We start from the raw sequence: 23,495 nt of genomic DNA, 5'->3' as shown, positions 1-23,495 counted from the left end.
AAATGAGACCGGAATGGAGAGCATTTAACAACGGCACCTGGGAACATGAAATTAATGTCAGAGACTTTATTCAGAAAAACTATACCCCTTATGACGGGGATGATTCCTTCCTTGCAGGACCCACCGGTAAAACAGAGGAACTTTGGGCTAAGGTTATGGAATTAAGCAGGCAGGAGCGGGAAGCAGGCGGCGTTCTGGACATGGATACAAAGCTGGTTTCCACGATTACCTCTCATGGGCCTGGATATTTAGACAAAGAAAAAGAAACAATTGTGGGATTTCAGACGGATAAGCCGTTTAAGCGTTCCCTGCAGCCATACGGCGGCATTCGAATGGCAGAAAAGGCTTGTGCAGACAATGGATATACCATTGATCCGGAAATAAAGGAATTTTTCACTACACACAGAAAAACTCATAACGCAGGTGTTTTTGATGCCTACACAGAGGAAATGCGTAACTGCCGCTCCAGCCACATCATCACCGGACTTCCGGATGCATATGGCCGCGGACGTATTATCGGTGATTACCGCAGAGTCGCTCTTTACGGAATCGACCGTCTTATGGAAGATAAGGAAGAACAGAAGAATACAACCCGTACTACCATGTATTCTGATGTAATCCGTGACAGGGAAGAGCTGTCTGAGCAGCTTCGTGCTTTAAAGGAATTAAAGAAGCTGGGAGCCATTTACGGATTTGATATCTCAAAACCTGCCATGAATGTGAAGGAAGCCATTCAGTGGACTTATCTGGCTTACTTAGCTGCAGTAAAGGAACAGAACGGTGCTGCCATGTCCCTGGGACGTACTTCCACCTTTATTGATATTTATGCTCAGAGGGATTTAGCGGAAGGCACTTTCACCGAAGAAGAGGTTCAGGAATTTGTAGACCACTTCATTATGAAGCTTCGTCTTGTGAAGTTTGCACGTACACCGGAATACAATGAGCTTTTCTCCGGAGATCCTACCTGGGTAACGGAATCCATCGGCGGTGTGGGTATTGACGGACGTCATCTGGTAACAAAGATGTCCTACCGTTATCTCCATACACTCCATAACTTAGGAACTGCACCAGAACCTAATTTAACCGTTCTGTGGTCAACTAAGCTTCCGGATAACTTTAAACGTTTCTGCGCAAAGACTTCCATCGAATCTTCTTCCATTCAGTATGAGAATGATGATTTAATGAGAGTTACCCACGGCGATGACTATGCCATTGCCTGCTGTGTATCTTCCATGAGAGTAGGAAAAGAAATGCAGTTCTTCGGAGCACGCGCCAACTTAGCAAAATGTCTTTTATATGCCATCAACGGCGGCGTAGATGAGATAACCAAGAAGCAGGTAGGTCCGAAGTACCGCCCGATTACTTCTGAGTATTTAAATTATGATGAGGTAATGGATGCTTATAAGGATATGATGCAGTGGCTTGCAAGAGTCTATGTTAATGCATTGAACATTATCCACTATATGCATGATAAATACAGCTATGAGCGCATTCAGATGGCTCTTCATGATAAAAAAGTAACCCGCTGGTTTGCAACTGGAATTGCTGGTCTTTCCGTTGTAGCTGACTCACTTTCCGCCATTAAGTACGCGAAGGTCAAGGCAATCCGTGATGAGAACGGTATTGTTGTGGATTACGAAATTGAGGGAGATTTCCCGAAATACGGTAACAACGATGACCGCGTGGACCAGATTGCAAATGACCTGGTACACACCTTCATGAACTATGTGAAGGCAAATCATACTTACCGCGGCGGAATTCCTACTACTTCCATCTTGACAATTACTTCCAACGTAGTATATGGTAAAAACACAGGAGCAACTCCTGACGGACGTAAAAAGGGAGAAGCATTCGCACCAGGTGCAAACCCAATGCACCGGAGAGATACCCATGGTGCGGTATCATCCTTAGCCTCTGTGGCCAAGCTTCCATTTAAGGATGCTCAGGATGGTATCTCCAATACCTTCTCCATCGTTCCAGGTGCTCTTGGAAAAGAGGATAAGATCTTCTCCGGAGATTTGGAAGTGGATCTTGAACTGGCTTTAAACGAGGACCAGAAGTAAGGAGTGGCTGTTATGGCAGATCCAAATGAAAAACAAATTGATGATATTGTCTCAATGCTGGATTCATTTATGGCTAACAATGGCGGTCATATGAACATCCGTGTGGCAGAGGACGGTACCGTAAACGCCCATAAAACTAATGCGAAAACAATTACTACTGCTAATTCCCTAGACTGCGCCGAAGGTGATACCGCCTGCCGTGTTCCTACCCTGTTTGAGGGTATGGACCGGGAAGAGGAAGACCTCTAAGCAGTCCGGGGCAATCAGAACTGAATACACATAAGGAGGATAATGAAATGGCAAATATCAGTAAATCTCAGATCGACAATCTTGTGAACTTATTAGATGGCTATGTGGAAGAAGGCGGACATCATTTAAATGTGAATGTCTTTACAAAGGATACTCTTCTGGATGCACAAAAGCATCCGGAGAATTACCCTCAGCTGACAGTTCGTGTTTCCGGTTATGCTGTAAACTTTATAAAACTTACAAAAGAACAGCAGGATGAGGTTATATCAAGAACATTCCACAGCAATATGTAACAATCAGAAAAGAAGGCGATGCACTTATGACAGGACGTATCCATTCCATCGAAAGTTTTGGTACTGTTGACGGTCCGGGCGTGCGCATGGTGGTTTTTTTTCAGGGCTGCCCCATGCGCTGCCAGTACTGCCACAACCCGGATACCTGGGAGCTGGCAGGCGGCAGTCTGATGACCGTGGAAGAACTATTAAAGCAATTTGAGTCGTCCCGGCATTTTTACCGGGGCGGAGGTATCACTGCCACAGGCGGTGAGCCGCTTATGCAGCTGGATTTTCTTACTGAACTGTTTGAAGCGGCGAGAAAAAGGGATATTCACACCTGCCTCGACACCTCTGGAGTGACATTTAACAGAAGCAATGAAGAATATAGAAAGAAAATTGACCGTCTTCTTGCTTCTACCAGTCTGGTTATGCTGGATATCAAGCAGATCAATGATATCAGGCACAAACCATTAACCGGCCATTCCAACGCACCAATTCTGAATTTTGCCCGCTATCTTGATGAGAAAGAGATTCCTGTCTGGATCCGTCATGTGGTGGTGCCCGGCATCACAGACGAAGCACCGGATTTATATCATCTTGGACGCTTTATCGGCCAGTTAAAGAACGTGAAAGCCCTTGATGTACTTCCCTATCACGATATGGGGAAAGTAAAATATGAGAGCATGGGGATGGATTATCCCCTGAAGGGTGTACCTCCTTTATCAAAGGAGGATGCTATCTCTGCCAAAAAGATAATTCTTACCGGAATCCGGGATGCCCGAAGCGGTGAACCCGATCCCTATTGCTCCTAAAATTAAACATTAATTGTTACATTTACTACTTGATTAAATTTTATTAATAGTATAAAATATAGAAAAATGTATAGAATATAAGGAGGTAATTTATCATGGCACGTGTTATTAGTGACGCTTGTGTTAGTTGTGGTTCATGTGAAGGCGAATGCCCAGTAAGCGCTATCAGCCAGGGTGATTCTCAGTTTGTTATTGATGCAGATGCTTGTATCGATTGCGGCGCTTGTGAAGGTGTATGCCCAACAGGAGCAATTTCTGAAGCATAATTATCGAATACATATATGCCTCTCCCGGAAGGGAGGGGCATTTTGTTATGGATTTCCATATCTTTTTATTATCACTCACGTTATTTCTGAAAGGAAGTTTATATGAAAAAACCGCTGATAGGATTAACACCTGTTCACGATACAGATAATAATGATATTAAGATGAGACCTACTTATTTACGGGCGTTAAAGGCGGCTGGAGGGATTCCTGTTGTTATGCCGCTGGAAGCGGATGAGGAAGATTGGATACGGCTGGCTGATGAACTGGACGGATTTGTGTTCACCGGCGGTCCGGATGTTCATCCATTTCTTTTCGGTGAGGAAACACAGGCACACTGCGGCAATGTTTCGGAGGCGAGAGACCGGATGGAGATTTCTCTGCTTCCACTGATTCTGGAGAGAAAAAAGCCGGTTCTTGGAATATGCAGAGGCATTCAGGTGCTGAACATAGCAATGGGCGGTACCATCTGGCAGGATATCTTTTCTATGACAAAACCGGATTTTCCTATTGCTCATTCCCAGCCTTTTGCATATCATATGCCCAGCCATACGGTTTCTCTGACACAGGGGACACTGCTGCATAAGATTTCTGGTGCGGATACACTGAGAGTCAACAGCATGCATCATCAGGCTGTGAAGGAGTTAGGACAGGGGCTTAAAGCATCGGCTTACTCTCCGGATCATTTGATTGAAGCTTTGGAAATGCCTGGTTATCCCTTCTTTGTGGGGGTCCAGTGGCATCCGGAGTATCTTTGGGAAAATAATGGGGAAGCGTTTCGGCTTTTTAAGAAATTTATAGAAGCTGCCTGCTGAGAATCGAATAAGTTTAAAAAAATCCGCAGTTTACACTTTCAGTGGCAGCTGCGGATTTTTTGCCTGAGCCTCTTTTGGACTCTTTTATCTGAAAGTGAGAGTATGCTATAACTTTTTTCCGTTTCGACCAAACTTCTTCTTGCGGTTAAAGAAGGGGATTTTAGATGCTGCTGCTTCTGCACGGCCTTTGTTATCTTTTTGATAGGTCCGCATAAGCTCGTCCAGCTGTTTGTAACGCTCTTCTTCTTTTTCCTCTTTCAGGTTCATTAAGTATTCCATCTCCTTAATAACCTTGTCATTGACCAGACTGCTGACATCCTGGCTCAACTGCTCATTATTTAACTCCAAAGCACGTCCAATGATATGATTCATAATTTCCTGAAACTGTTCCATCTTTCCCTGTGCAATAGAGACCTGTGCTGTGTTATGTACCTCCAGGCCCGCCTCACCGTCTTGTCCGGCAAGTCCGCTGTCTTTTAATTCCTGGGTCATCTGCCCCTCCAACAATTCATCAGGTATAACCGGATCCTTTCCGTCCCCAATGATTTTTTCAAGCGCTGTCTTAATGGCTTTTAACTGATATCCCTTTTCCTTTAAGTCCTTGATCTGCCTGAATAAACGGATGTGTGCTTCGGTGTAATACCGGTGTCCCATCTCATTCCTGGGAATATTTAGTTCTAGCTCGTCCTCCCAGTATCTAAGGACATGGGATTCTACATCAACCTTTTTTGATGCATCCGATATTAAGTAATGTATCTCAGCCATAGCTATATCCTCTCCTTTGGTTCGTTTAGTTTTCATAACCTTACTATTTATATCATATGCGGGTATGATACGGATTATGAATAAGATGTTGAAAAAAATTTTTAAGGGGGGGGATTAAAGATTAAAGATTAAAGATAAAGGATTAAAATAATAAAGATATAAAGAATGGAATGGGAGGACGGGAATCCGCAGAAGCCATCTGGTAGAAAAATTGTGAAACAATTTTTCTACCAGATGGGGAGCGTTCGCTCCATAGAAAAAGGGGGAGGTCCACCCTCAGAAACAAATGAATTTGTTTCTGAGGGTGGACCTCCCCCTTTTTCTATCCTGCTCATTGCCGGGCCATGTTTGCAAACTTCGTATACTCCGGTCTCCAAACCAGATTCACGGTTCCGATCGGACCGTTTCTCTGCTTGGCAATAATAACCTCCGCAATATTCGGCATATCAGTATCCTTATTATAATAATCATCTCGATACAAAAACATTACCACATCGGCATCCTGCTCGATCGCTCCTGACTCTCTTAAATCCGACAGCATGGGACGGTGATCCTGCCTTGTCTCACAGGCACGGCTTAGCTGGGATAATGCGATTACAGGCGCACTCAGCTCTCTTGCTAGGGCTTTTAATGACCGGGATATCTCGGATATCTCCTGCTGACGGTTTTCGCCGCTCTTTCCGCTTCCGCTCATCAACTGTAAGTAGTCGATAATTACAATACTTAACCCATATTCCAGCTTCATCTTCCTGCACCTTGACCGTAGCTCCATAATGGAAATACCAGGGGTGTCATCAATGATTAACTTGGAATTTCCGATTACTCCGATTCCTTCCACCACCGCATCCCAGTCACTGTCGGATAAGGTTCCGGTTCTTAACTTCTGGGAGTCAACATTGGACTCCATGGCTAACATACGGTTTACCAGCTGCTCTTTTGACATCTCCAGACTGAAAACCATGGCGGGCAGCCCCTTTTTAACAGCAATGTGGTCAACCAGGTTCAGAACGAAAGCCGTCTTTCCCATAGAGGGACGGGCGGCAATCAGAACAAAGTCAGAGGGCTGAAGACCGGAAGTCTTATAGTCCAGATCAATAAAACCAGTAGGAATTCCTGTTACGGTTCCCTGATTCTTCGATGCTTCCTCAATCTTTTCCAGTACGTTCATGGCAACCTGACGGATGGGAACGAAATCTCCGGAATTCCGGTTCTGCAGCAAGTCAAATATCGTCTTCTCCGTAGACGCCAGAATATTCTCAAGCGGTTCCTTTCCCGCATAACAGGTGTTGGCTATTTCCTCGTTTATCTTAATCAGACGCCTTAATACTGCCTTGTCCCGCACAATCTTAGCATAGGACTTTACATTAGCGGAGGTGGGAACCGTTGTAATAATGTCTCTGACAAATTCCAGACTGGACACCTCGGGAGGTACATCTTTTTCCTTTAAGCGATTCTGCAGGGTGATTAAGTCCACCGGCAGATTCTCATTAAAAAGCTCCAGCATGGCTTCAAACATGACGCCATACTGGTGCTGATAAAAATCTCCTGCTGTAACGATCTCGGAAGCAGCAATGATCGCATCCCGATCCATCAGCATGGATCCGATGACGGACTGCTCTGCCTCAATGCTGTGAGGAAGGATCCGTTTGATCAGGGCCTCATCCATACCTGTGCCTCCTAGCTTTCTAATACCTTAACATCTAATTTTGCAGTTACATCCTTGTGCAGCTTAATGGGAACTTCATGGGTTCCAAAGGTCTTTAACGGCTCCGGAAGTACCAGTTTCTTCTTATCAATATCTAATCCTAACTGGCTGGATATCACCTGGGCGATCTCTTTGCCTGATACGGAACCAAATGCCCTTCCGCCTTCTCCTGCACGTATTGTAACGGTAATTGATGATTCCTCTATCTTCTTTGCAAGCTCCTTTGCTGCTTCTAACTGCTCTGCCGCAATCCTTGCTTCATTGGCTTTCTGAAGCTTTAAGTCATTTAGATTCTTTGTGGTAGCTTCTATTCCCAGTTTCTTCGGGAGAATAAAATTCCTTGCATATCCGTCATTTACCTTGACGATCTGTCCCTTTTTCCCAAGTGCTTTTACATCTTCTAATAATACAACTTCCATTATGATATGTCTCCCTTCTCTATCATCTCTCTAATAACCGCTTTTATCTGGTTTCTTGCTTCTTCTATGCTTACACCGGCAAGCTGGGCACCTGCTATGGATCTGTGTCCGCCGCCGCCAAGCTTCTCCATCATCACCTGAACATTGACCTCGTCAATGGAACGGGCGCTTAAATAAACTGTATCGTTATACTCTGTCATAACTACAGAGGCTTTGATCCCTGATATATCAAGGAGCTCGTTGGCCGCCTGTGCCCCTACTACGGTAGGGCTGTCAATCCCCTCAGAGGGACATAGGCTGATAGCAAAGCTTCCTTCAAATATCTCAGCTTCTCTGACTGCTTCCGCTTTTGCCCTGTAATCGTCCAGATTGTCACGGAACAGCTTCCTTACCCGAACCACATCAGCACCGTTCCTCCTGAGAAATGCTGCTGCTTCAAAGGTTCTCACACCTGTCTGATTGGTGAAATTATGGGTATCAACGACGATTCCGGCATAAAGAGCATCTGCCTCCGCTGATTTAACCTTTATTCCGTCTGCAATGTACTGAAGCACCTCCGCTACCATCTCACAGGCAGAGGATGCATATGGTTCCACATAGGATAAAACAGCATTGTCAATGATCTCACTGCTCTGTCTGTGGTGATCCAGTACCACTATAGTTTTTACCAGACGCAGCAGCTGTGGCTCATCGGTAATACTGGGTCTGTTTACGTCAACTACCACAAGCAGTGTATTGGCGTCTACCAGCGCTGCCGCTTCATCACCTTTTAAAAACAGATCCTCCGGATAATCTGAATTCCCCATAAAGCGGTCCTTCATGGGTCGGACGAAGGTGGTTACTTCATTGATTACAATATTCGCCTTTTTATCCATGGCGGTAGCAATCCGGTAGATTCCTACTGCAGCACCAAAGGAATCAATATCCGTCATACGGTGACCCATAATTAAGATACGGTCCTTGGTTTCCATCAGCTCCCGAAGTGCATGAGCCTTGACACGCGCCTTGACACGGGTGGTTTTCTCAACCTGAGGCGCTTTTCCGCCAAAATACTGAATCCGCTCTCCGTCTTTTACCACTGCCTGGTCGCCTCCGCGCCCAAGTGCCATATCAATGGCAATTCTGGCATAATCGTAATTCTTATAATAGCTTTCTCCATTCATTCCAAGACCGATGCTTAATGTCACTGACATCTCGTTTCCGATATTGACTGTCTTTACCTCTTCCAGAATGGAGAAACGGTTTTCTTTCAGTTCTGCAATGTAACACTGCTTGATGGCAAAGAAGTACTTATCCTTTTCCAGCTTTTTCACAATTCCGTTCATGCCTGCAATGTATTTTGTAATCTTACGGTCTATGAGAGCGGTAAGCAGAGAGCGCCGTACCTCCTCCACGCTTTCCAGCGCTTCATCGTAATTGTCAAGGTAAATAAGACCTGCCACCATCTTCTGGTCATCTACCATCTGTTTGTATTTGAGAATTTCTGTTTCATCAAATAAATAAACTGCCAGCAGCATCTGTTCGACATGATCTCTGCCAGTCGTATCACCCATCAGTTCTGAGGCATCCCTCATATGAACCGCTTTCAATGAAATCTTATACTTCCTGTCATTGCATGTACCGTGGAGTGCGGCAGCCCCGTCTCCCAGATTAAGTACCTCTTTTGTGATCTCAGGAAACAGAATGGTTAAGTTCTTTCCGGTTGCCCTGATATGCTTTTCTTCCCCCAGAACAGCGGAAAATGCTTCATTCCCCCAGAGAATTCTGCCTCCTTCATCTGCGATCGCGTACGGAATCTCAAGATCATTCAGAAGCTGCTTCTGCATCCAGGAATACTCCGCTGAGAATTCCACAAGACCGCTTAACAGACGTCTTCTTCTATAAAAAGAAAGCCAGAATGCGATTCCTGCGTAGATCAGCGTAAACAGGGCCATAATAATGCCTGCCTTTGTGCTGACTGCGCCGATCACTGCATTGGCAGCAATTAAAAGCCCGGTTAAGTAAAGAGGCCATTGCATATAGATCCCCAGCTGTCCCTTTATTTTAAACTTCTCTTTCATATTCGACTCCTTATGGAAAAAAGGTTCTTTTTTCGCTATCTTCTTATTATAACATAGGATACAGGGTTCGTCCATTAAAAAGCAAAAACAGGGAATATCAGGAAGATACCGGATTAACTCATTCTTTCACTCAGACCGGAAGCTTCACCGGATAAACGTTTCTCTTTATATAACTGTATCACTTTGCTGATCTGAGCTCTTGTATAAGGCTTTACAACAAAAGAAAATACGTGGATTTTAAATGCTTCCAGTGAAAATCCCGGGATTCCTGATAAAAGCACCACCTCCGGCGGGTCCGGAAGTTCGTACAGTTTGGAAGCCAGCGTAATTCCGCTGATATCCGGCATAACAATATCAGAAAATACAAGATCAACCGGATTCTCCCTGATATACTGCATGGCAGCAATGGCTTCCGGAAAGCTGCCGCACAGCTCTATCTCACTCATGCCTTTTAAAATTCCTGTGAGTTTTACTAATAGTTCTTCTGAATTATCTACAACTACCACCCTGATGTTCATAACTCCTCCGCTGATTCTTTCAAATATATTTATTATAACGACAATTTTCTTATATTTCAATGGGCATACACCCGATCTATTCTATTCATTCCCATAAAAAAATGTTTCTAACAAAAATAAGACAGCAAAACCGGTGTATCTGGCTTTGCTGTCTTATTTCAAATTCTATTTAATTGCATCTTCTCCCCGTTCTCCGGTTCGGATCCGGACTGCATCCTGTATGTCGGAGATGAAGATCTTGCCGTCACCGTATTCACCGGTATACGCTCTCTTCATGATTGCAGCAATTACAGGCTCTGCCTGATTGTCCGCCACAAACAGCTCTATTTTTATTTTGGTCAGGAAATTATAATCCACCTCTGCACCCCGGACAAATTCCGTCCAGCCCTTCTGGTTTCCGCAGCCCATAACCTGCATAATACTTAATCCGTTTAATTTCAGTTCTTCCATAATTTCTTTTATATCTTCAAGCTTTTCAGGCCGGATAAATGCTTCTATTTTTTTCATGATATAATCCCCCTTTAATTAATCCATTCCATTAAATGCAGGATAAGCAGTTTCCCCATGTTCTGAGGTGTCAAGTCCTATCATTTCGGCTCTGCCGGAAACCTTCATTCCCTTTGTTACCGCAGAAGCAACTCCTGCTGCAATCATGGTTCCCACTGCTGCGATCACAATAGTAATTGCAATTGCCGCAATCTGGCGGAGGAACAGCTGAATGTCTCCATATACCAGACCGTTAAATGGCAGATCCGGATTGATCTGATTACTGGCAAAAATTCCGGTTGCAATTCCTCCCCAGATTCCGCCGATTCCGTGACAGCCGAAAACATCAAGAGCATCATCATATTGAAATCTTGGTTTCACCCTGCTGATAAAGAAATAGCAGATAGGGCTGACAAGTGCCCCGATAATAACAGAAGCCCATACCGGAACATATCCGGCCCCTGGTGTAATTGCAACAAGGCCGATTACAAGCCCGGTTGAAGTTCCTACCAGGGTAGGTTTCCCATTTTTCATGACCTCAATCAGAGTCCAGGAAAGCATGGCAGAAGCTGCCGCTGTATTGGTAGTCATAAACGCATGGCCTGCCAGTGCATTGGCTCCCAGTGCACTTCCCCCGTTAAAACCAAACCAGCCGAACCATAATAGGGCTGCACCCAGAAAAACAAACGGAACATTGTGGGGGTGATAGGGGGCTTTTCCCAGATTCTTACGTTTCCCAAGTATAACAGAAAGAACCAGTGCGCTCACACCGGAGCTGATATGTACCACATCTCCGCCTGCAAAATCCACAGATCCGATTTGATATAAGAATCCGCCTCCCCATACCATATGTGCCAGGGGATAGTAAATGATCAAAGACCACAGTACCATAAAAATAACCAGCGAAGAAAACTTCATACGTTCTGCCACCGCACCGGTTATTAACGCAGGAGCTATTACTGCAAACATCATTTGAAAGATTGCAAAAATCAGTGTATTGGGAGAAGAATAGGTTACATCCGTCAGGGTATCAAAGTTGAGACCAAACCAGCTGAGATTCCCTATCACACCACCGATATCTCCGCTGAATGACAGAGAAAAACCTACCAATACCCACATTACCGAACCAATTCCCATCATAATAGCAGAAGACATTATCATATTTACTACACTTTTCCGTTTTACCATCCCCCCATAAAAGAATGCCAGTCCGGGGGTCATAAGTAAAACGAGAGCGGAACTGATCAGCATCCATGAAATATCTCCGTGATCCATAAAAAACACCTCTTCTTCTGATTTTGCGCAAAAAAATTAAGCCATAATCCTGTGCGTCTCTGCACTGATTATGGCTTCTTTGCCTTTAAGTTAAGTTTATAAATTACATTGCTAGACTAATACATGATTTTAGTTTTGTCAAGTAAATTATTTAAATTGAATTGGTATTTTTATGAAGCTGCTAATTTTTTTAATCCCTCTATAGCAACCACGACACCCAGGAGAAGAAGAAGCACTGCAAAAGCCAGCTGAAGTGCATTGCCAAACAAAAAACTGCCGGACAATGCCACAACTAAGTCTTTTATCTTTAATCCCAAAGCAGTAAACGTCACTCCAAGCATGATGATCATAGGACCCCAGAGCATGAAACCCTTCCGGTTTGTTTTCTTTAAAAAGACGGCACATGCAATTAATGCAAGAGCTGACAGGAGCTGATTTGCAGAACCAAACAACGGCCAGATGCTGCTGTAACCGGCTCTGGATAATGTATAGCATAAAATCAGCGTTATAATTGTTGCAAAATATTTATTGGTCAGGACCCTGTTCCATGAACTTCTCTCCGCTTCCGGAGTATCGTCGGCAAAAAACTCCTGAAATGCAATCCGCCCCACACGTGCAACCGAATCAAGACTTGTCATGGCAAATGCAGAGATTGACAATGTGATAAGTGTATAACATAATGCTTCCGGAAGTCCAAGTGTTGTTAAAAAGACTGCAATCGCCTTTGCAAAAAGCTGTGGAGGAGTTCCGGCAGGAAGCCCCTCTTTTGTGGCTACAAAACCTGCCGCAATCAGGGCAGCAATGGCCAGCAGGCTTTCTAACAGCATAGCGCCAAAAGATACCGGAAGCATACTCTTTTCATTCTTAATTTGTTTGGATGCTGTCCCGGAGGCCACCAGAGAATGAAATCCGGAAACCGCGCCGCAGGCAATGGTAACAAAAAGCGTTGGAAACAGATAGGATACGCTTCCACCTGCATTTACCAGCTTAAAACCAGTAAAGGATGGTAAATTCATGGAAGGATTATACACTGCAATTCCTATGACAGATCCTAAAATCATCGCAATAAGAAGATAACTGTTTAAATAATCCCTGGGCTGAAGCAATGCCCATACCGGAGTCACACAAGCTATAATTACGTAAACAAATACAAATATCAGCCAGACTTTCTGGGAAATATAGATTGGAAAAAGTAGTCCCACACCCACACACAATACCAGGAGTCCGATCGCAGTCAGCGTGTTGATCATTTTCCCAAAGCTGCTGAACTTTAAGAAAAAGCCCAGAAATACGGCGGATATGATAAACAGCATGGAGGTGGCTGCAACCGCTCCATTGGCAGCCACAGGTGCTCCCTCAGCAGTAAAACCATTAAAAGTTCCTGCCACAATATCAGCAAATGCCGCCACTACCAGTATGGAAAACAGCCAGGTAAATAGAAGAAACAGTCTCTTTCCTGTTCTCCCTATGTAAAGTTCAATAATATAGCCAATGGAACGCCCCTTGTTCTTTACAGAAGCGTACATTGAAGAAAAATCCTGTACCGCGCCAAAAAAGACTCCACCCAGCAAAATCCAGAGTAAAACAGGAAGCCAGCCAAACATAGCCGCCTGGATCGGTCCGTTAATGGGACCTGCCCCTGCTATGGAAGCAAACTGGTGACCAAAAACCACATTGGTATCAGCGGGAACATAATCCACCCCGTCTTCCAGTTCAAAAGCCGGCGTCTTCGCCTCCGGGTCAATTCCCCAGGTCTTTGCGAGGTATCTTCCATAGATTAAGTAGGCTCCTCCCAGGAAAATAATTGCGAGAAGCATCATTGTTAAACCATTCATAGAATCTCTCCTTCCATTTGTCCCAAATACCGAAAAACGTCCCTGCATCAAAAGATGCAGAGACGAATGAACCAATCCGCGTTACCACTCTGTTTGCCGCAAAATGCAGCCGCTTCAATCCGCCGCCTGTCGGGCAGCAGCTCTTTGCTAACGGAAAGACCCGTCCTCACTTAATTAATCCTCCTGTCGGGAGGTCTTTCAGCCAGGAACTCCTGGGTGATGGCCTGCTCCTTCCTTTGCGCCCTTTCCATCTGACGGACTGCTCTCTGTAAAGGAATGTGCGGAATCAGACTGTGTCCCAGTCATCATTTTTTCGTATATACTTCTTGAAATGGAGTTTACCACTTTAACGTGATTAATTCAATATCTATTCTCAATAAGCTTATATCGAATATTGATGCCTTTTATAACCTGCAGTTATATAAAACAAGCCCGCCATTTGGGACAACTTCTGCACCAGGATGATTTTTTAAATACTCCAGAGCCAGCTGCGGAACCTCTGTACCAAACCGTTTAAGTACCGGACACTGCCTGTAGACCTCATAACCTCCGGTTCCGCTGGCACGATAATCACTCATGCACAATTTCAGCTTCCTTCCCTGAATTGGTTTTCCCTCAAATAGGATCTTTACCACCCGTTCCCCCACCGGTTTTCTCAAATCAACCTCATATTCAATTCCGGAAAAATAATCATAATTATAATGCTCCACCTTCGGCTTTAAAAAAACCTCCGAAATCTCAATCTTTCCATCCTTCACCGTGAAATATTGCGCGCAGCGTTCCAGTGCCTGCTTTAAAATATTCTCAGTAACTTCCAGAACCACCAGAGTGTTGGAAAATGGATAGACTCTTATCAGATCCCGCATGGTGACGCGGGCAGGCAGGGCGATGGGATTATTGCCCAGACCAATACAGGAAATATCGGCACCCGTATATACCATCTGAATCTGATTAAAAAAATCTGCCACTCCACTGCCCTTAAGAGCCATCTCAAGTTTCCCTTTTTGTGGAATGGCTTCCTTTAAGCTCCCAATTTCAAGATCCAGCCACTTCTGCACCTGCTCTTCTAACGGAAGCAGAGATTCATATGGTTCCCGGTTATGGCAGGAACCTGCCGGCATAATGGTAGAAGTAACCGCGCATACACCCTCCTCATACAGGATCTCAATGCATGCATACTGAATGGCATTGGCTGCCAGCTGCAGCGTATGGGTGCCAAAACAGTCTCTCCCCCTCACCGTCATATGCTGATGGGCGGTTAACAAGACATCATAATCAAGTTCTTTTAATATCCGGTATCCGATGTTTTCACTGCCTGTTGTCAGTACTGCCCCCGTTTCCAGATCACTTTCGTAACCGCCATGATAGATACAGACTGTCATATCAGATTCCTTTTTTAACCGCAAAAGCTCTTCCTTTGCAGCCTCAAATGCATCGGTAATCCGTATCTGTTCCAGATGTGCAGGGTTCTCCCATATATTTACATAGTCGGTAACAATACCGCTGACCCCTAGGCGAAGCCCGTTTTCCAGTGTAAAGATATGACTGGATACAATTCCTGTCTCTCCCTTTAAATCTTTTGCATTGGCACAAAGACAGACACCGTTCAGCTTTCCCATATAGTGGGCGAGCCGGTCATAGCCAAAATTAAAATCATGGTTTCCTGGAACGACTGCGTCATATCCAGCCGCATTGTACACCTCTGCCAACGGCTCCCTTTGCAGCAGATCACCTGCACGCTCTGTAAGAAAAGACGCCATGGGGGAGCCGGATATGGTGTCTCCCCCATCAAAAATCAGCGTATTCCCATCTTTATCAAAATTGGATATACAGTTCAAAAGTCCCATGGGGCGTTCTTCTTTATCCCCATAACCAGTTGGGAACAGATATCCATGAACATCTGATGTATAATAAATTTTTGCTCTTTTTTTCAATTACTTACCCCCTTGCCAGCTTCACCCTGATCCTGGTGGATATGTATTCCACAATCAGTACCAGAAGAATAAGTCCTACCAGAATTGCCCCTGCTTCATTCCACCGATAGGAGTTCATGGCAAAGATTAAGGGTGCACCGATTCCTCCCGCTCCGACCAGACCAAGAACGGTTGCATCTCTTAAGTTAATATCAAACCGGTATATTACCGTTGATGCAAAGTTGGGAATCAGCTGAGGAAGGATTCCGTAACGGATCTTTTGAAAGGTATTGCAGCCGCAGGCATCTAAGGATTCTAAAATTCTGGTATCCAGATCCTCGATTGCCTCTATGTACATCTTAGAAACCATTCCAATAGAACAGACAGACATGGTTAATAATCCTGTAAATGCTCCCGGCCCGCTGACACGGATAAACATCAGTCCATATACAAATGCAGGAATGGTCCGAACTGCCATAATAAACAGACGGGTAACATAGGCAATGGGCGCAGGCATCAAATTAGAGGCGGATAAAAATGATAAGGGAATTGCCAGAAACGCTCCTGCAATCGTTCCCAGAAAGGCAATACAGACAGTTTCTAAAAGAAGATACGGAACTCCCTGCGCTGTAAAATTAAATAAAAGCTTTGGCTCCGGGTGAAAAATACCGCTTAAAATATTTCCGGCAATCTGTACTCCGGAAAGTCCTGTTTTGGAGACATCCACTGCTGACCCGGACCAGATAAGCAGTGCAAGCACAATGACAGAAACAGTAACCTGGTATACGGTATTTCTGGGACGCTCGTCATAGGCCTTTTCAATCTGTTTGTTCATATGCCACCTCCTATACCAGTTTCCGGCGGCAGTAACGGCTCACCGTCTCTATGAAAAATACAGTAACAAACAGCATGATCAGAATCATACCTACACTGGGATACTCTCTCCAGCCCAGTTTTTCATTTAAAATAAGCCCCAGACCGCCTGCTCCCACATATCCAAGAATGGCGGCATAACGGACATTTCCCTCAAAGCAAAACAAACCATTTGATATGTAAGATGGGAGTACCTGGGGAATAATCGCCCGCACGAATGCCCGGACCTTTGTGGCTCCGATGGCTTCCATTGCCTCAAATGCCCCCATATCGGCTGTCTCAATCTCTTCATAAAGGATCTTTCCCATGTATGCAAATGTGAATACGGCGATGGCTGTCGTTCCGGCCAGAGTCCCCAGTCCAAACACATAAGTAGCTATCAAAGCTGTAACAAGCGTTGGAAGCGTTCTTACAACACTTAAAAATAACCTCACAATTCCCACTGCTGCGTTATTTTTTACAATATTGGTAGATGCCGCCATGGCAAAGGGGATGACAGTCACGGCACCGATGAAAGTGCCAAGAAGTGACATCTTTAAGGTATCAAACAAAGGTTTCCAGACTTGGGCGCTGTAGCTTAATTCCGGAGGAGCCATCATACCAAGAATCACAAAAAACTGACCTCCCCGTTCCCGTAAAACGCCTAAATCAAACCCTGTGATTTTAACGGAAAGGGCAGTTAAGAAAACCAGAATCAATGTAATAAGAGGCAGTCTGGAGGCTGGCTTTAAGACTGTTTTTCCGTTTGAAAGCACCATTTTCTTCGGCGGAAATACCTTGTCATAAATACTCATCCTGCTTCCTCCTCTTCTGTTTTCCCTTCATAAATCTCATCAAGAATTTCCTGGGTTACATCCGATGCCGGTCCGTCATAGACGATCCTTCCTGCCCGGATTCCCACCACCCGGCCTGCATACTGAAGGGCTAAATCCACATGATGAATATTTAAGAGTATAGTAATGTTCATCTCCTTATTGATCCTTAAAAAATCTCCCATTACCTGTTTCGCCGTAACCGGATCTAGGGAAGCCACAGGCTCGTCTGCCAGAATAATCTGTGGATTCTGTGCCAGTGTTCTGGCAAGAGCCACTCTCTGCTGCTGGCCGCCGGAGAGCTGGTCCGCACGGACGAACGCCTTATCTAAGATTCCTACCTTATCAAGTGCCTCTAGTGCTTCCAGTTTATCCTTCTTTGGAAAGATACCAAAAAGTGCCTTAAAAAACGGAAGATCCGGTACCTTTGACATGAGAACATTATTGATCACCCGGGTTCTTGTTACCAGATTAAAAGACTGGAAGATCATACCGATTCTGCGGCGGAAGCGGCGAAGCGCCATACCTTTTAAGCCCATGACATTGACTCCATCTACAGTAAGAGACCCTTCCGTGATGTCATGCATGCGGTTAATCGTTCTTAATAGAGTGGATTTCCCCGCACCGGATAATCCGATTATGGCTACAAATTCTCCCTGCTCAATCTTTAAGTTAATGTCTTTTAAAGCCTGAAAGCCGTTGGAATAGGTTTTGCCCACCTGATTAAATTCAATCATACATACCCTCATTTCCCAGTAAAAAACGGAGGCGCCGCTTTCCTTCCGTTTACGACGCCTCCGCAGCCTGTTTTATATTATTTATTTTGCATTTAATTCCTTGATCATCTTCTGAGCCGCACGTTCATCATCATAATCGGAACTCTTGGCTGCCTGGTATCCCTTGTGGCTGTAGATTGCAATGACTTTCTTGCCTTCGTCTGTATTACCGATATTGATCATTGCTGTCTGAACCGCTTTTTTGAAACTGTCATCCATCATCTTGGAAGTCTTGCTTACACTGACTGTATCATTAAAGATTGGAGGGGTTACACCAATGACATTGGTCTCTTCCCAGATAGAACCGCTTCTGCCGTATTCAGATTTCCATTTCTCCTCGTAATCCCTGCGTGCATCCGCATAGGTACATAAAACATCTACCTGACCGGAAGCCAGTCTTGCAAACGCGCTGCCGTAAGAATCGGATTGAACGGCATGGGAGAGGTTTAAAATGTTCTTCTCAAAGTTCTTCTGAAGCCATAAGGACGGGTAAATGTATCCTGCTGATGAGGAAGAAGACATAACGCTCCAGTTTGCTCCGTCTAAATCTTCAAAGGTCAGCGCTTTACCGCTGTTAATCTTTGCTGCAAGCTCTTTTCCCTTTTCAGAAGGTCCTGCAATAATCAGTGAACGGTAAGAGGTTGCCTGTTCTGTCGTCGCCTCAGTTGGCTTGCCGTCATTCCATTCCTTAGCATTATCGGAATTCTTGCTCAGTCCGTCTCTGGTTGCAGTAAGAATCACCTCAGCGCCGTCATCATAAAGTGCGTAAGTGCCTCCTGGAATAAAACCGATGTCTGCGGTGCCTGCAGAAAGAGCTTCTCCTACTGCTTCATAGCTGGTTCCTACAGTAATTACCACTTCGCCGATATCATATCCCTCTTTGCCCAGCTCTGTCTTTAACAGACCTTTTAAAGGCTCCGTAGCGGTAACGATCTCCTCCGGCTCTCTGGAAGGTACAAAATAAACATTCAGCTTGTCAATCTTCTTATTCTCTGCTTTTGTCTCCGCTGCAGTTGTAGCTCCTGCTGCAGATGAAGCGCTCTCTGTCCCTGTTTGGGTTGTCTCTGCCGGAGCTCCGGTCTTTCCTGCGCCAGAGCATCCGCCGATCATAGATGCACAGAGTGCTGCTGCCATTAATACAGAAACTGATTTTTTCATACTGCTCTCCTTTTCGTGTGATTCATCGGTTTTTCTTGGGATCATGAGGCATTACGCGCTGTCTCCCACCTCCAGCTTGGTGGGAAGATAAATTGTCATATTGTCTTTCCGGCCTTCTGTAATCTGTTCCAGCAAAAGCTTGATGGCAGTCTGCCATACAATATCAGGAAACATACGGACTTTGGTATAGGTGGGCCATTTGGACTCAATCGTCTCAATGTCCTTATAGATGACCACAGCAATGTCTTTCGGCACACGAAGTCCTGCATCCTGAAATGCCTCCAAAGCTCCTTCTGCAACTTCTTCACTGCCTAAAAGAACCGCTTCCGGCAGATGACCCGTTAAAATGGCTTTCTTAGCCAGCTCATAGCCGCTTTCCCGGCTGATGTCTCCTATGTAGAAATTATCTTCTTCATAATAGCCGCTCTCCGTAAAGGAAGCCCGGATTCCCTCCAGTCTCCGGTAGCCGATTTTCACCTGGCCTTCCTCATAAAGACCGCCTATAAACCCGACAGAGCGGTACTTTTTCCGCACCATAAGATAATCAAGCATCTCACAGATTCCCTTTGTAAAATCCATTACAATGCTGTCATACTCATAATTCTTGGGATCTGAGTTAATGAATACAATGGAATAACTCTGCATTCTTAAAAACTCCATCTCTTCCCGGGAAAAAACACCGAAAGCCATAATCCCGTCATACTGGCCCGGCTGATTCTTATCAAGACGGCAAAATCTGACTTCCTGTTTCCCTGACATGGACTTTACAATTAGGTCCAGGGAGGAAAGCCTGATGTTGGTCCTGTCCTTGCGGATAATATGCCAGTCAGCCACTCCTATGACAATCTCTTTCTTTTTCTGCGCGTGACGCATTCTGGGTGGGACATATTTTAATTCGTGGGCAATTTTAAATATCCTCTTTTTTACCTCCGGGCTCACCGCAATGGTATCGTCCTGGTTCAACACCCGGGACACTGCAGCAGCCGAAACACCCGCAAGCTTTGAAATCTCTTTAATTGTAGCCATAATCTATATCCTCACCTTTCAAACTCATTATAATAACACTCCATGTCACCGTCAATAAGTAAAGTAAAATTTTACTAAACTTTTACCAAAGTATGAAAAAAACTTTTCATAATTAGAAATACCGGAAAGAAAGTTAAGTTTCCTTCCGGCATTTCGTCAGCCCTGTCAGTCTTTTTCTCCGTCTAAATTCAGCTTTGCAAACGCAGCTGCAAAAGGAGAATTGATCGGTTCCGCTGCCTCTTTATTCTGCTTGTTCATGTATTTAGCCACATCCTTTTTGGAGACTCCGGCACCTTCTTTGGCACGACGGTCTTTAAAGGCAGACAGCTTTTCCTTATATCCGCATCTGCAGACAAAAATCTGTCCGTCCCCTTTTCCTTTCAGCTCCAGCTTTTTGTGGCAGACCGGGCATCTGGCGTTACTGGTTCTCGAAATCACTTCCCGGTGTCCGCATTCCCGGTCCTGACAGACTAACATCTCACTGTTTTTTCCTTTCACAGAAAGCATTCGCTTCCCGCAGACCGGACATTTGGTATTGGTTAAATTATCGTGGCGATAGCTTCCTTCCCCAGACTTGATCATCTGAATTAATTCCTCTGAATACAGTCTGATATCCTTCATAAAGGAACCTCTCTTTAGTTTTCCGGCTGCAATAGCAGACAGCTTCATCTCCCAGTCAGCCGTGAGCTCGGGCTTTTTTAAATCCTCCGGAACCAGAGTCAGAAGCTGCTTTGCCTTTGATGTCAGAAAAATATCTTTTCCCCTTTTCTCAAGAAGAAAACTGGAAAAGAGCTTCTCTATGATATCCGCCCGGGTTGCCACGGTCCCAAGACCGCCGGTTTCTCCCAGGGTTTTTGCCATATCCCGGTCCTTTGTCTCAAGATAGGATACAGGGTTTTCCATGGCAGATAGGAGAGTTGCTTCATTAAATGGAGCCGGCGGCTTAGTCTTTCCTTCCGTCAGAAGCAGGGTAATTCCTTTTACCGGATCCCCCTTCTTCACAGAAGGAAGATTCTGCTCTTTTACTTCCGCCTCTTCCTCCTCATCTTCGTCCTGAGTTTCATAGACTTCTTTCCAGCCTGGTGCCTTTACCGTCTTTCCTCTTGCAACGAGAGTTTCCTCTCCCATCTTCATCTCAAGCTCAGTCTGCTCATACTCAAATGGAGGGTATAAGACTGCCAGAAATCTTCTCACTACCAGATCATAAACCCTTCTCTCGTCAACAGTCATATGATCCAGCTGGACAAACTGTTCCGTGGGAATAATTGCATGATGATCCGATACTTTCTTATCATCTACAAAATATGGTCTGGCCTCAATCTTTACGTTATATAATTTCCCTGCCAGCTTTCTGTACGGTCCCACTCCGCAGGCCTCCAGTCTCTCTTTGATAGAGGGGACGATATCGGAGCTCAAATACCGGGAATCTGTTCTTGGGTACGTAAGTACTTTATGATTCTCATACAGTCTCTGCATAATATTCAGGGTCTCTTTCGCGGAATAATTAAACTTCCGGTTTGCCTCCCTCTGAAGCTCTGTTAAATCATACAGCTGGGGGGCAAAACTTTTTTTCGGAGTACTTTTTACCTCAGTAATAATTCCTTCCTTACCGGAATTCATCTGCTTTAACAGCCCTTCCAGCCGCTCACGGTCAAAAGAGCGGTAACTTTTCGACTTTTCATCCCGCCAGATAAACGTCAGCGCCGGTTGGGAAGCCTTTGCAGTTATGCCGTAATAAGACTTCGGTACAAAGCTTTTAATTTCTTCCTCTCGTCTTGCAATCATGGCTAAAGTTGGGGTCTGAACCCTTCCACAGCTTAACTGTGCATTGTATTTGCAGGTCAGCGCTCTGGTGGCATTGATTCCCACCAGCCAGTCTGCTTCTGCACGGCACATGGCTGCATCGTAGAGATTGTCGTATTCGTGACCGTTCTTTAATCGGGCAAAGCCCTCTTTTATAGCTTTATCTGTAACAGAAGAGATCCAAAGCCGTTTAATTGGCTTTTTATTTCCTGCTTTTTCAAGAATCAGACGGGCTACCAGCTCCCCTTCCCGTCCCGCATCGGTTGCAATGATGATTTCCCCCACATCACTTCTGTGAATCTGCTTTTTCACCACGCTGTACTGCTTTCCGGTCTGCCTGATTACCTCAAGCTTAAACTGATCCGGCATCATGGGAAGATCTTCCATCTTCCATTCTTTATATTTAGGGTCGTAATCCTCCGGGTCTGCCAGCGTAACCAGATGGCCTAATCCCCAGGTAATCACATAGGCATTTCCTTCCAGAACACCTCCCTGATTCTTTGTGCAATGAAGCACCCGGGCAATGTCCCGGGCGACTGACGGCTTTTCTGCTATAATTAAAGATTTCATTCTATTCCTCCAAATTGCATTTCTGTCTTTATTATAGCTCATTGAATGGATTATGACAACTGGCGGCATTCCCCATAGGCAATCAGGGAATCTCCTATACTTACTCCCATGGCTGTCGTCTCATATAAAACGATTCCGTCAAATTCAGCATGACACAGCTGAAGAGAGGTTCCCCACACATCTTCTACCGCTCCCAGTAAATCTCCCTGTAAGAACCGTTCACCGGGCTGCCTGGTGGGATGCCAGAAGCCTTCTGCAATAGAATCCGTGTAAACAGCATTTATAACTTCTTTCTGGGAATTTTCTTTTTCTGTCTCCTGGCTGGCGCTTATAACACCCAGACAGGAAAGAACATTTACCACATTCTTTTTATAGGAAGCAAGCTGATCTTTTGTAAAACTTCCGCCTCCTCCCCGCTCTATAAGGATTGAAGGGACTCCTTCCATTGCTGCGTAACTATACGAACCAGTGGTTGCAGAAGATTTTACACGGATTTCCATACCTGTAGCCTCAGCCATTTTACTGGATTTATCCATGACTTCCTCATTCGCTGCGCCGGGATAATATACAAAAGGCATTACCTGCTCGTGGGTATCTCCTGCGTGAAGGTCTATGTAATAGTCTGCCTGGCTGTGCAGCTCATGCTCTATGGTATACGCGATCTTTTGGGAAAGGCTTCCATCCTTTTTTCCCGGAAATGCCCGGTTTAAATTTTTCCCGTCTTCCGGGACAAAAAGACGGGTATAGGTAAATGCAGCCTGGGGATTTGCCACAAGAAGAAACACAATGGTTCCGCTGATTTTTTCCGGATCCAGCTCCTTTGACAGCTCTCTGGCTGTCTGTATCCCGATGTATTCCGCTCCATGTATCCCGGCTGTAATAAGTACTACAGGTCCCTCTCTCCTGCCACATACTGCACAGACGGGCAGTTCCAAATCATGATTTACTACTTGAAGCATTCCCTGGACCCGTTTTCCGGACTCCAGCTTCATAGTTCCTATCTGAATCATTTATATCTCCTCT

22 protein-coding genes are annotated in these 23,495 nt (G+C 45.0%); 6 read left to right on the top strand and 16 right to left on the bottom strand.

Translation table 11 applies throughout. The features are described 5' to 3' along the window. Nucleotides 1-2 precede the first annotated feature (2 nt). The 6 genes from pflB to CRO04_RS12770 all read left to right on the top strand — a co-directional run bounded on the left by pflB (nt 3) and on the right by CRO04_RS12770 (nt 4,478). A complete protein-coding gene (pflB, locus tag CRO04_RS12795) occupies nt 3-2,063 on the top strand; it encodes a formate C-acetyltransferase (RefSeq protein WP_097004641.1) in 2,061 nt (686 codons plus the stop codon). Nucleotides 2,064-2,075: 12 nt separating this feature from the next. Continuing rightward, nucleotides 2,076-2,312: a hypothetical protein gene (locus CRO04_RS12790; RefSeq protein ID WP_097004640.1), complete on the top strand. Its 237-nt coding sequence runs from the start codon at nt 2,076-2,078 to the stop codon at nt 2,310-2,312. A 47-nt stretch (nt 2,313-2,359) separates the two neighbouring features. Beyond that, entirely contained in the window at nt 2,360-2,605 is a 246-nt protein-coding gene (gene grcA3 / locus CRO04_RS12785) for an autonomous glycyl radical cofactor GrcA3 (RefSeq protein ID WP_097004639.1), read from the top strand. 26 nt (nt 2,606-2,631) lie between these two features. After that, complete coding sequence (gene pflA, locus CRO04_RS12780) at nt 2,632-3,399, top strand: pyruvate formate-lyase-activating protein (protein WP_097004638.1); 768 nt, start codon at nt 2,632-2,634, stop codon at nt 3,397-3,399. Between the two features lie 95 nt (nt 3,400-3,494). Continuing rightward, on the top strand, nt 3,495-3,665 hold the full coding sequence (locus CRO04_RS12775) for a DUF362 domain-containing protein (RefSeq protein WP_025231031.1): 171 nt from the start codon (nt 3,495-3,497) through the stop codon (nt 3,663-3,665). A 102-nt stretch (nt 3,666-3,767) separates the two neighbouring features. Further along, nucleotides 3,768-4,478 carry a gamma-glutamyl-gamma-aminobutyrate hydrolase family protein gene (locus tag CRO04_RS12770; RefSeq protein WP_097004637.1) on the top strand — a complete coding sequence of 237 codons (711 nt, stop codon included), beginning with the start codon at nt 3,768-3,770 and terminating at the stop codon, nt 4,476-4,478. Nucleotides 4,479-4,583: 105 nt separating this feature from the next. On the opposite strand, the gene CRO04_RS12765 is transcribed toward CRO04_RS12770, so the two are convergent. From CRO04_RS12765 to CRO04_RS12690, 16 genes are all read right to left on the bottom strand, one after another. After that, nucleotides 4,584-5,243, bottom strand: coding sequence for a helix-turn-helix domain-containing protein (locus tag CRO04_RS12765; protein WP_097004636.1), 660 nt, complete (start codon nt 5,241-5,243; stop codon nt 4,584-4,586). Between the two features lie 331 nt (nt 5,244-5,574). Further along, on the bottom strand, nt 5,575-6,909 hold the full coding sequence (gene dnaB, locus CRO04_RS12760; protein WP_097004635.1) for a replicative DNA helicase: 1,335 nt from the start codon (nt 6,907-6,909) through the stop codon (nt 5,575-5,577). An 11-nt stretch (nt 6,910-6,920) separates the two neighbouring features. After that, entirely contained in the window at nt 6,921-7,367 is a 447-nt protein-coding gene (gene rplI, locus CRO04_RS12755; RefSeq protein WP_097004634.1) for a 50S ribosomal protein L9, read from the bottom strand. Next, nucleotides 7,367-9,427 (bottom strand): DHH family phosphoesterase, encoded by a 2,061-nt coding sequence (locus tag CRO04_RS12750; RefSeq protein WP_097004633.1) that lies wholly within the window; start codon nt 9,425-9,427, stop codon nt 7,367-7,369. The genes rplI and CRO04_RS12750 overlap by 1 nt, the downstream gene beginning before the upstream one ends. A gap of 113 nt (nt 9,428-9,540) precedes the next feature. Further along, complete coding sequence (locus tag CRO04_RS12745; RefSeq protein ID WP_097004632.1) at nt 9,541-9,945, bottom strand: LytR/AlgR family response regulator transcription factor; 405 nt, start codon at nt 9,943-9,945, stop codon at nt 9,541-9,543. A 165-nt stretch (nt 9,946-10,110) separates the two neighbouring features. Continuing rightward, nucleotides 10,111-10,452, bottom strand: coding sequence for a P-II family nitrogen regulator (locus CRO04_RS12740; RefSeq protein ID WP_097004631.1), 342 nt, complete (start codon nt 10,450-10,452; stop codon nt 10,111-10,113). A gap of 18 nt (nt 10,453-10,470) precedes the next feature. After that, nucleotides 10,471-11,706 carry an ammonium transporter gene (locus CRO04_RS12735; RefSeq protein WP_097004630.1) on the bottom strand — a complete coding sequence of 412 codons (1,236 nt, stop codon included), beginning with the start codon at nt 11,704-11,706 and terminating at the stop codon, nt 10,471-10,473. A gap of 170 nt (nt 11,707-11,876) precedes the next feature. Continuing rightward, complete coding sequence (locus tag CRO04_RS12730; RefSeq protein ID WP_097004629.1) at nt 11,877-13,541, bottom strand: carbon starvation protein A; 1,665 nt, start codon at nt 13,539-13,541, stop codon at nt 11,877-11,879. Between the two features lie 404 nt (nt 13,542-13,945). Further along, entirely contained in the window at nt 13,946-15,475 is a 1,530-nt protein-coding gene (locus CRO04_RS12725; RefSeq protein ID WP_097004628.1) for a bifunctional metallophosphatase/5'-nucleotidase, read from the bottom strand. Between the two features lie 4 nt (nt 15,476-15,479). Further along, a complete protein-coding gene (phnE, locus tag CRO04_RS12720) occupies nt 15,480-16,289 on the bottom strand; it encodes a phosphonate ABC transporter, permease protein PhnE (protein ID WP_097004627.1) in 810 nt (269 codons plus the stop codon). Nucleotides 16,290-16,299: 10 nt separating this feature from the next. Continuing rightward, on the bottom strand, nt 16,300-17,121 hold the full coding sequence (phnE, locus tag CRO04_RS12715; RefSeq protein WP_097004626.1) for a phosphonate ABC transporter, permease protein PhnE: 822 nt from the start codon (nt 17,119-17,121) through the stop codon (nt 16,300-16,302). Further along, a complete protein-coding gene (gene phnC, locus CRO04_RS12710; RefSeq protein ID WP_097004625.1) occupies nt 17,118-17,876 on the bottom strand; it encodes a phosphonate ABC transporter ATP-binding protein in 759 nt (252 codons plus the stop codon). The genes phnE (CRO04_RS12715) and phnC overlap by 4 nt, the downstream gene beginning before the upstream one ends. A gap of 81 nt (nt 17,877-17,957) precedes the next feature. Beyond that, nucleotides 17,958-19,073 (bottom strand): phosphate/phosphite/phosphonate ABC transporter substrate-binding protein, encoded by a 1,116-nt coding sequence (locus CRO04_RS12705; RefSeq protein ID WP_097004624.1) that lies wholly within the window; start codon nt 19,071-19,073, stop codon nt 17,958-17,960. Between the two features lie 51 nt (nt 19,074-19,124). Then, nucleotides 19,125-20,099 carry a LacI family DNA-binding transcriptional regulator gene (locus CRO04_RS12700; protein WP_097004623.1) on the bottom strand — a complete coding sequence of 325 codons (975 nt, stop codon included), beginning with the start codon at nt 20,097-20,099 and terminating at the stop codon, nt 19,125-19,127. Between the two features lie 165 nt (nt 20,100-20,264). Then, nucleotides 20,265-22,472 (bottom strand): DNA topoisomerase III, encoded by a 2,208-nt coding sequence (locus tag CRO04_RS12695; protein ID WP_097004622.1) that lies wholly within the window; start codon nt 22,470-22,472, stop codon nt 20,265-20,267. A 50-nt stretch (nt 22,473-22,522) separates the two neighbouring features. Next, nucleotides 22,523-23,482 carry a M14 family metallopeptidase gene (locus CRO04_RS12690; RefSeq protein ID WP_097004621.1) on the bottom strand — a complete coding sequence of 320 codons (960 nt, stop codon included), beginning with the start codon at nt 23,480-23,482 and terminating at the stop codon, nt 22,523-22,525. Between the last annotated feature and the right edge of the window lie 13 nt (nt 23,483-23,495).

Origin of the sequence: Lacrimispora amygdalina, from assembly GCF_900205965.1 — a bacterium.
GTDB classification, from domain to species: domain Bacteria; phylum Bacillota; class Clostridia; order Lachnospirales; family Lachnospiraceae; genus Lacrimispora; species Lacrimispora amygdalina_A.
The sequence above is the reverse complement of the archived record's forward strand: the minus strand, read 5'-3'. Positions and strand labels throughout refer to the sequence as shown.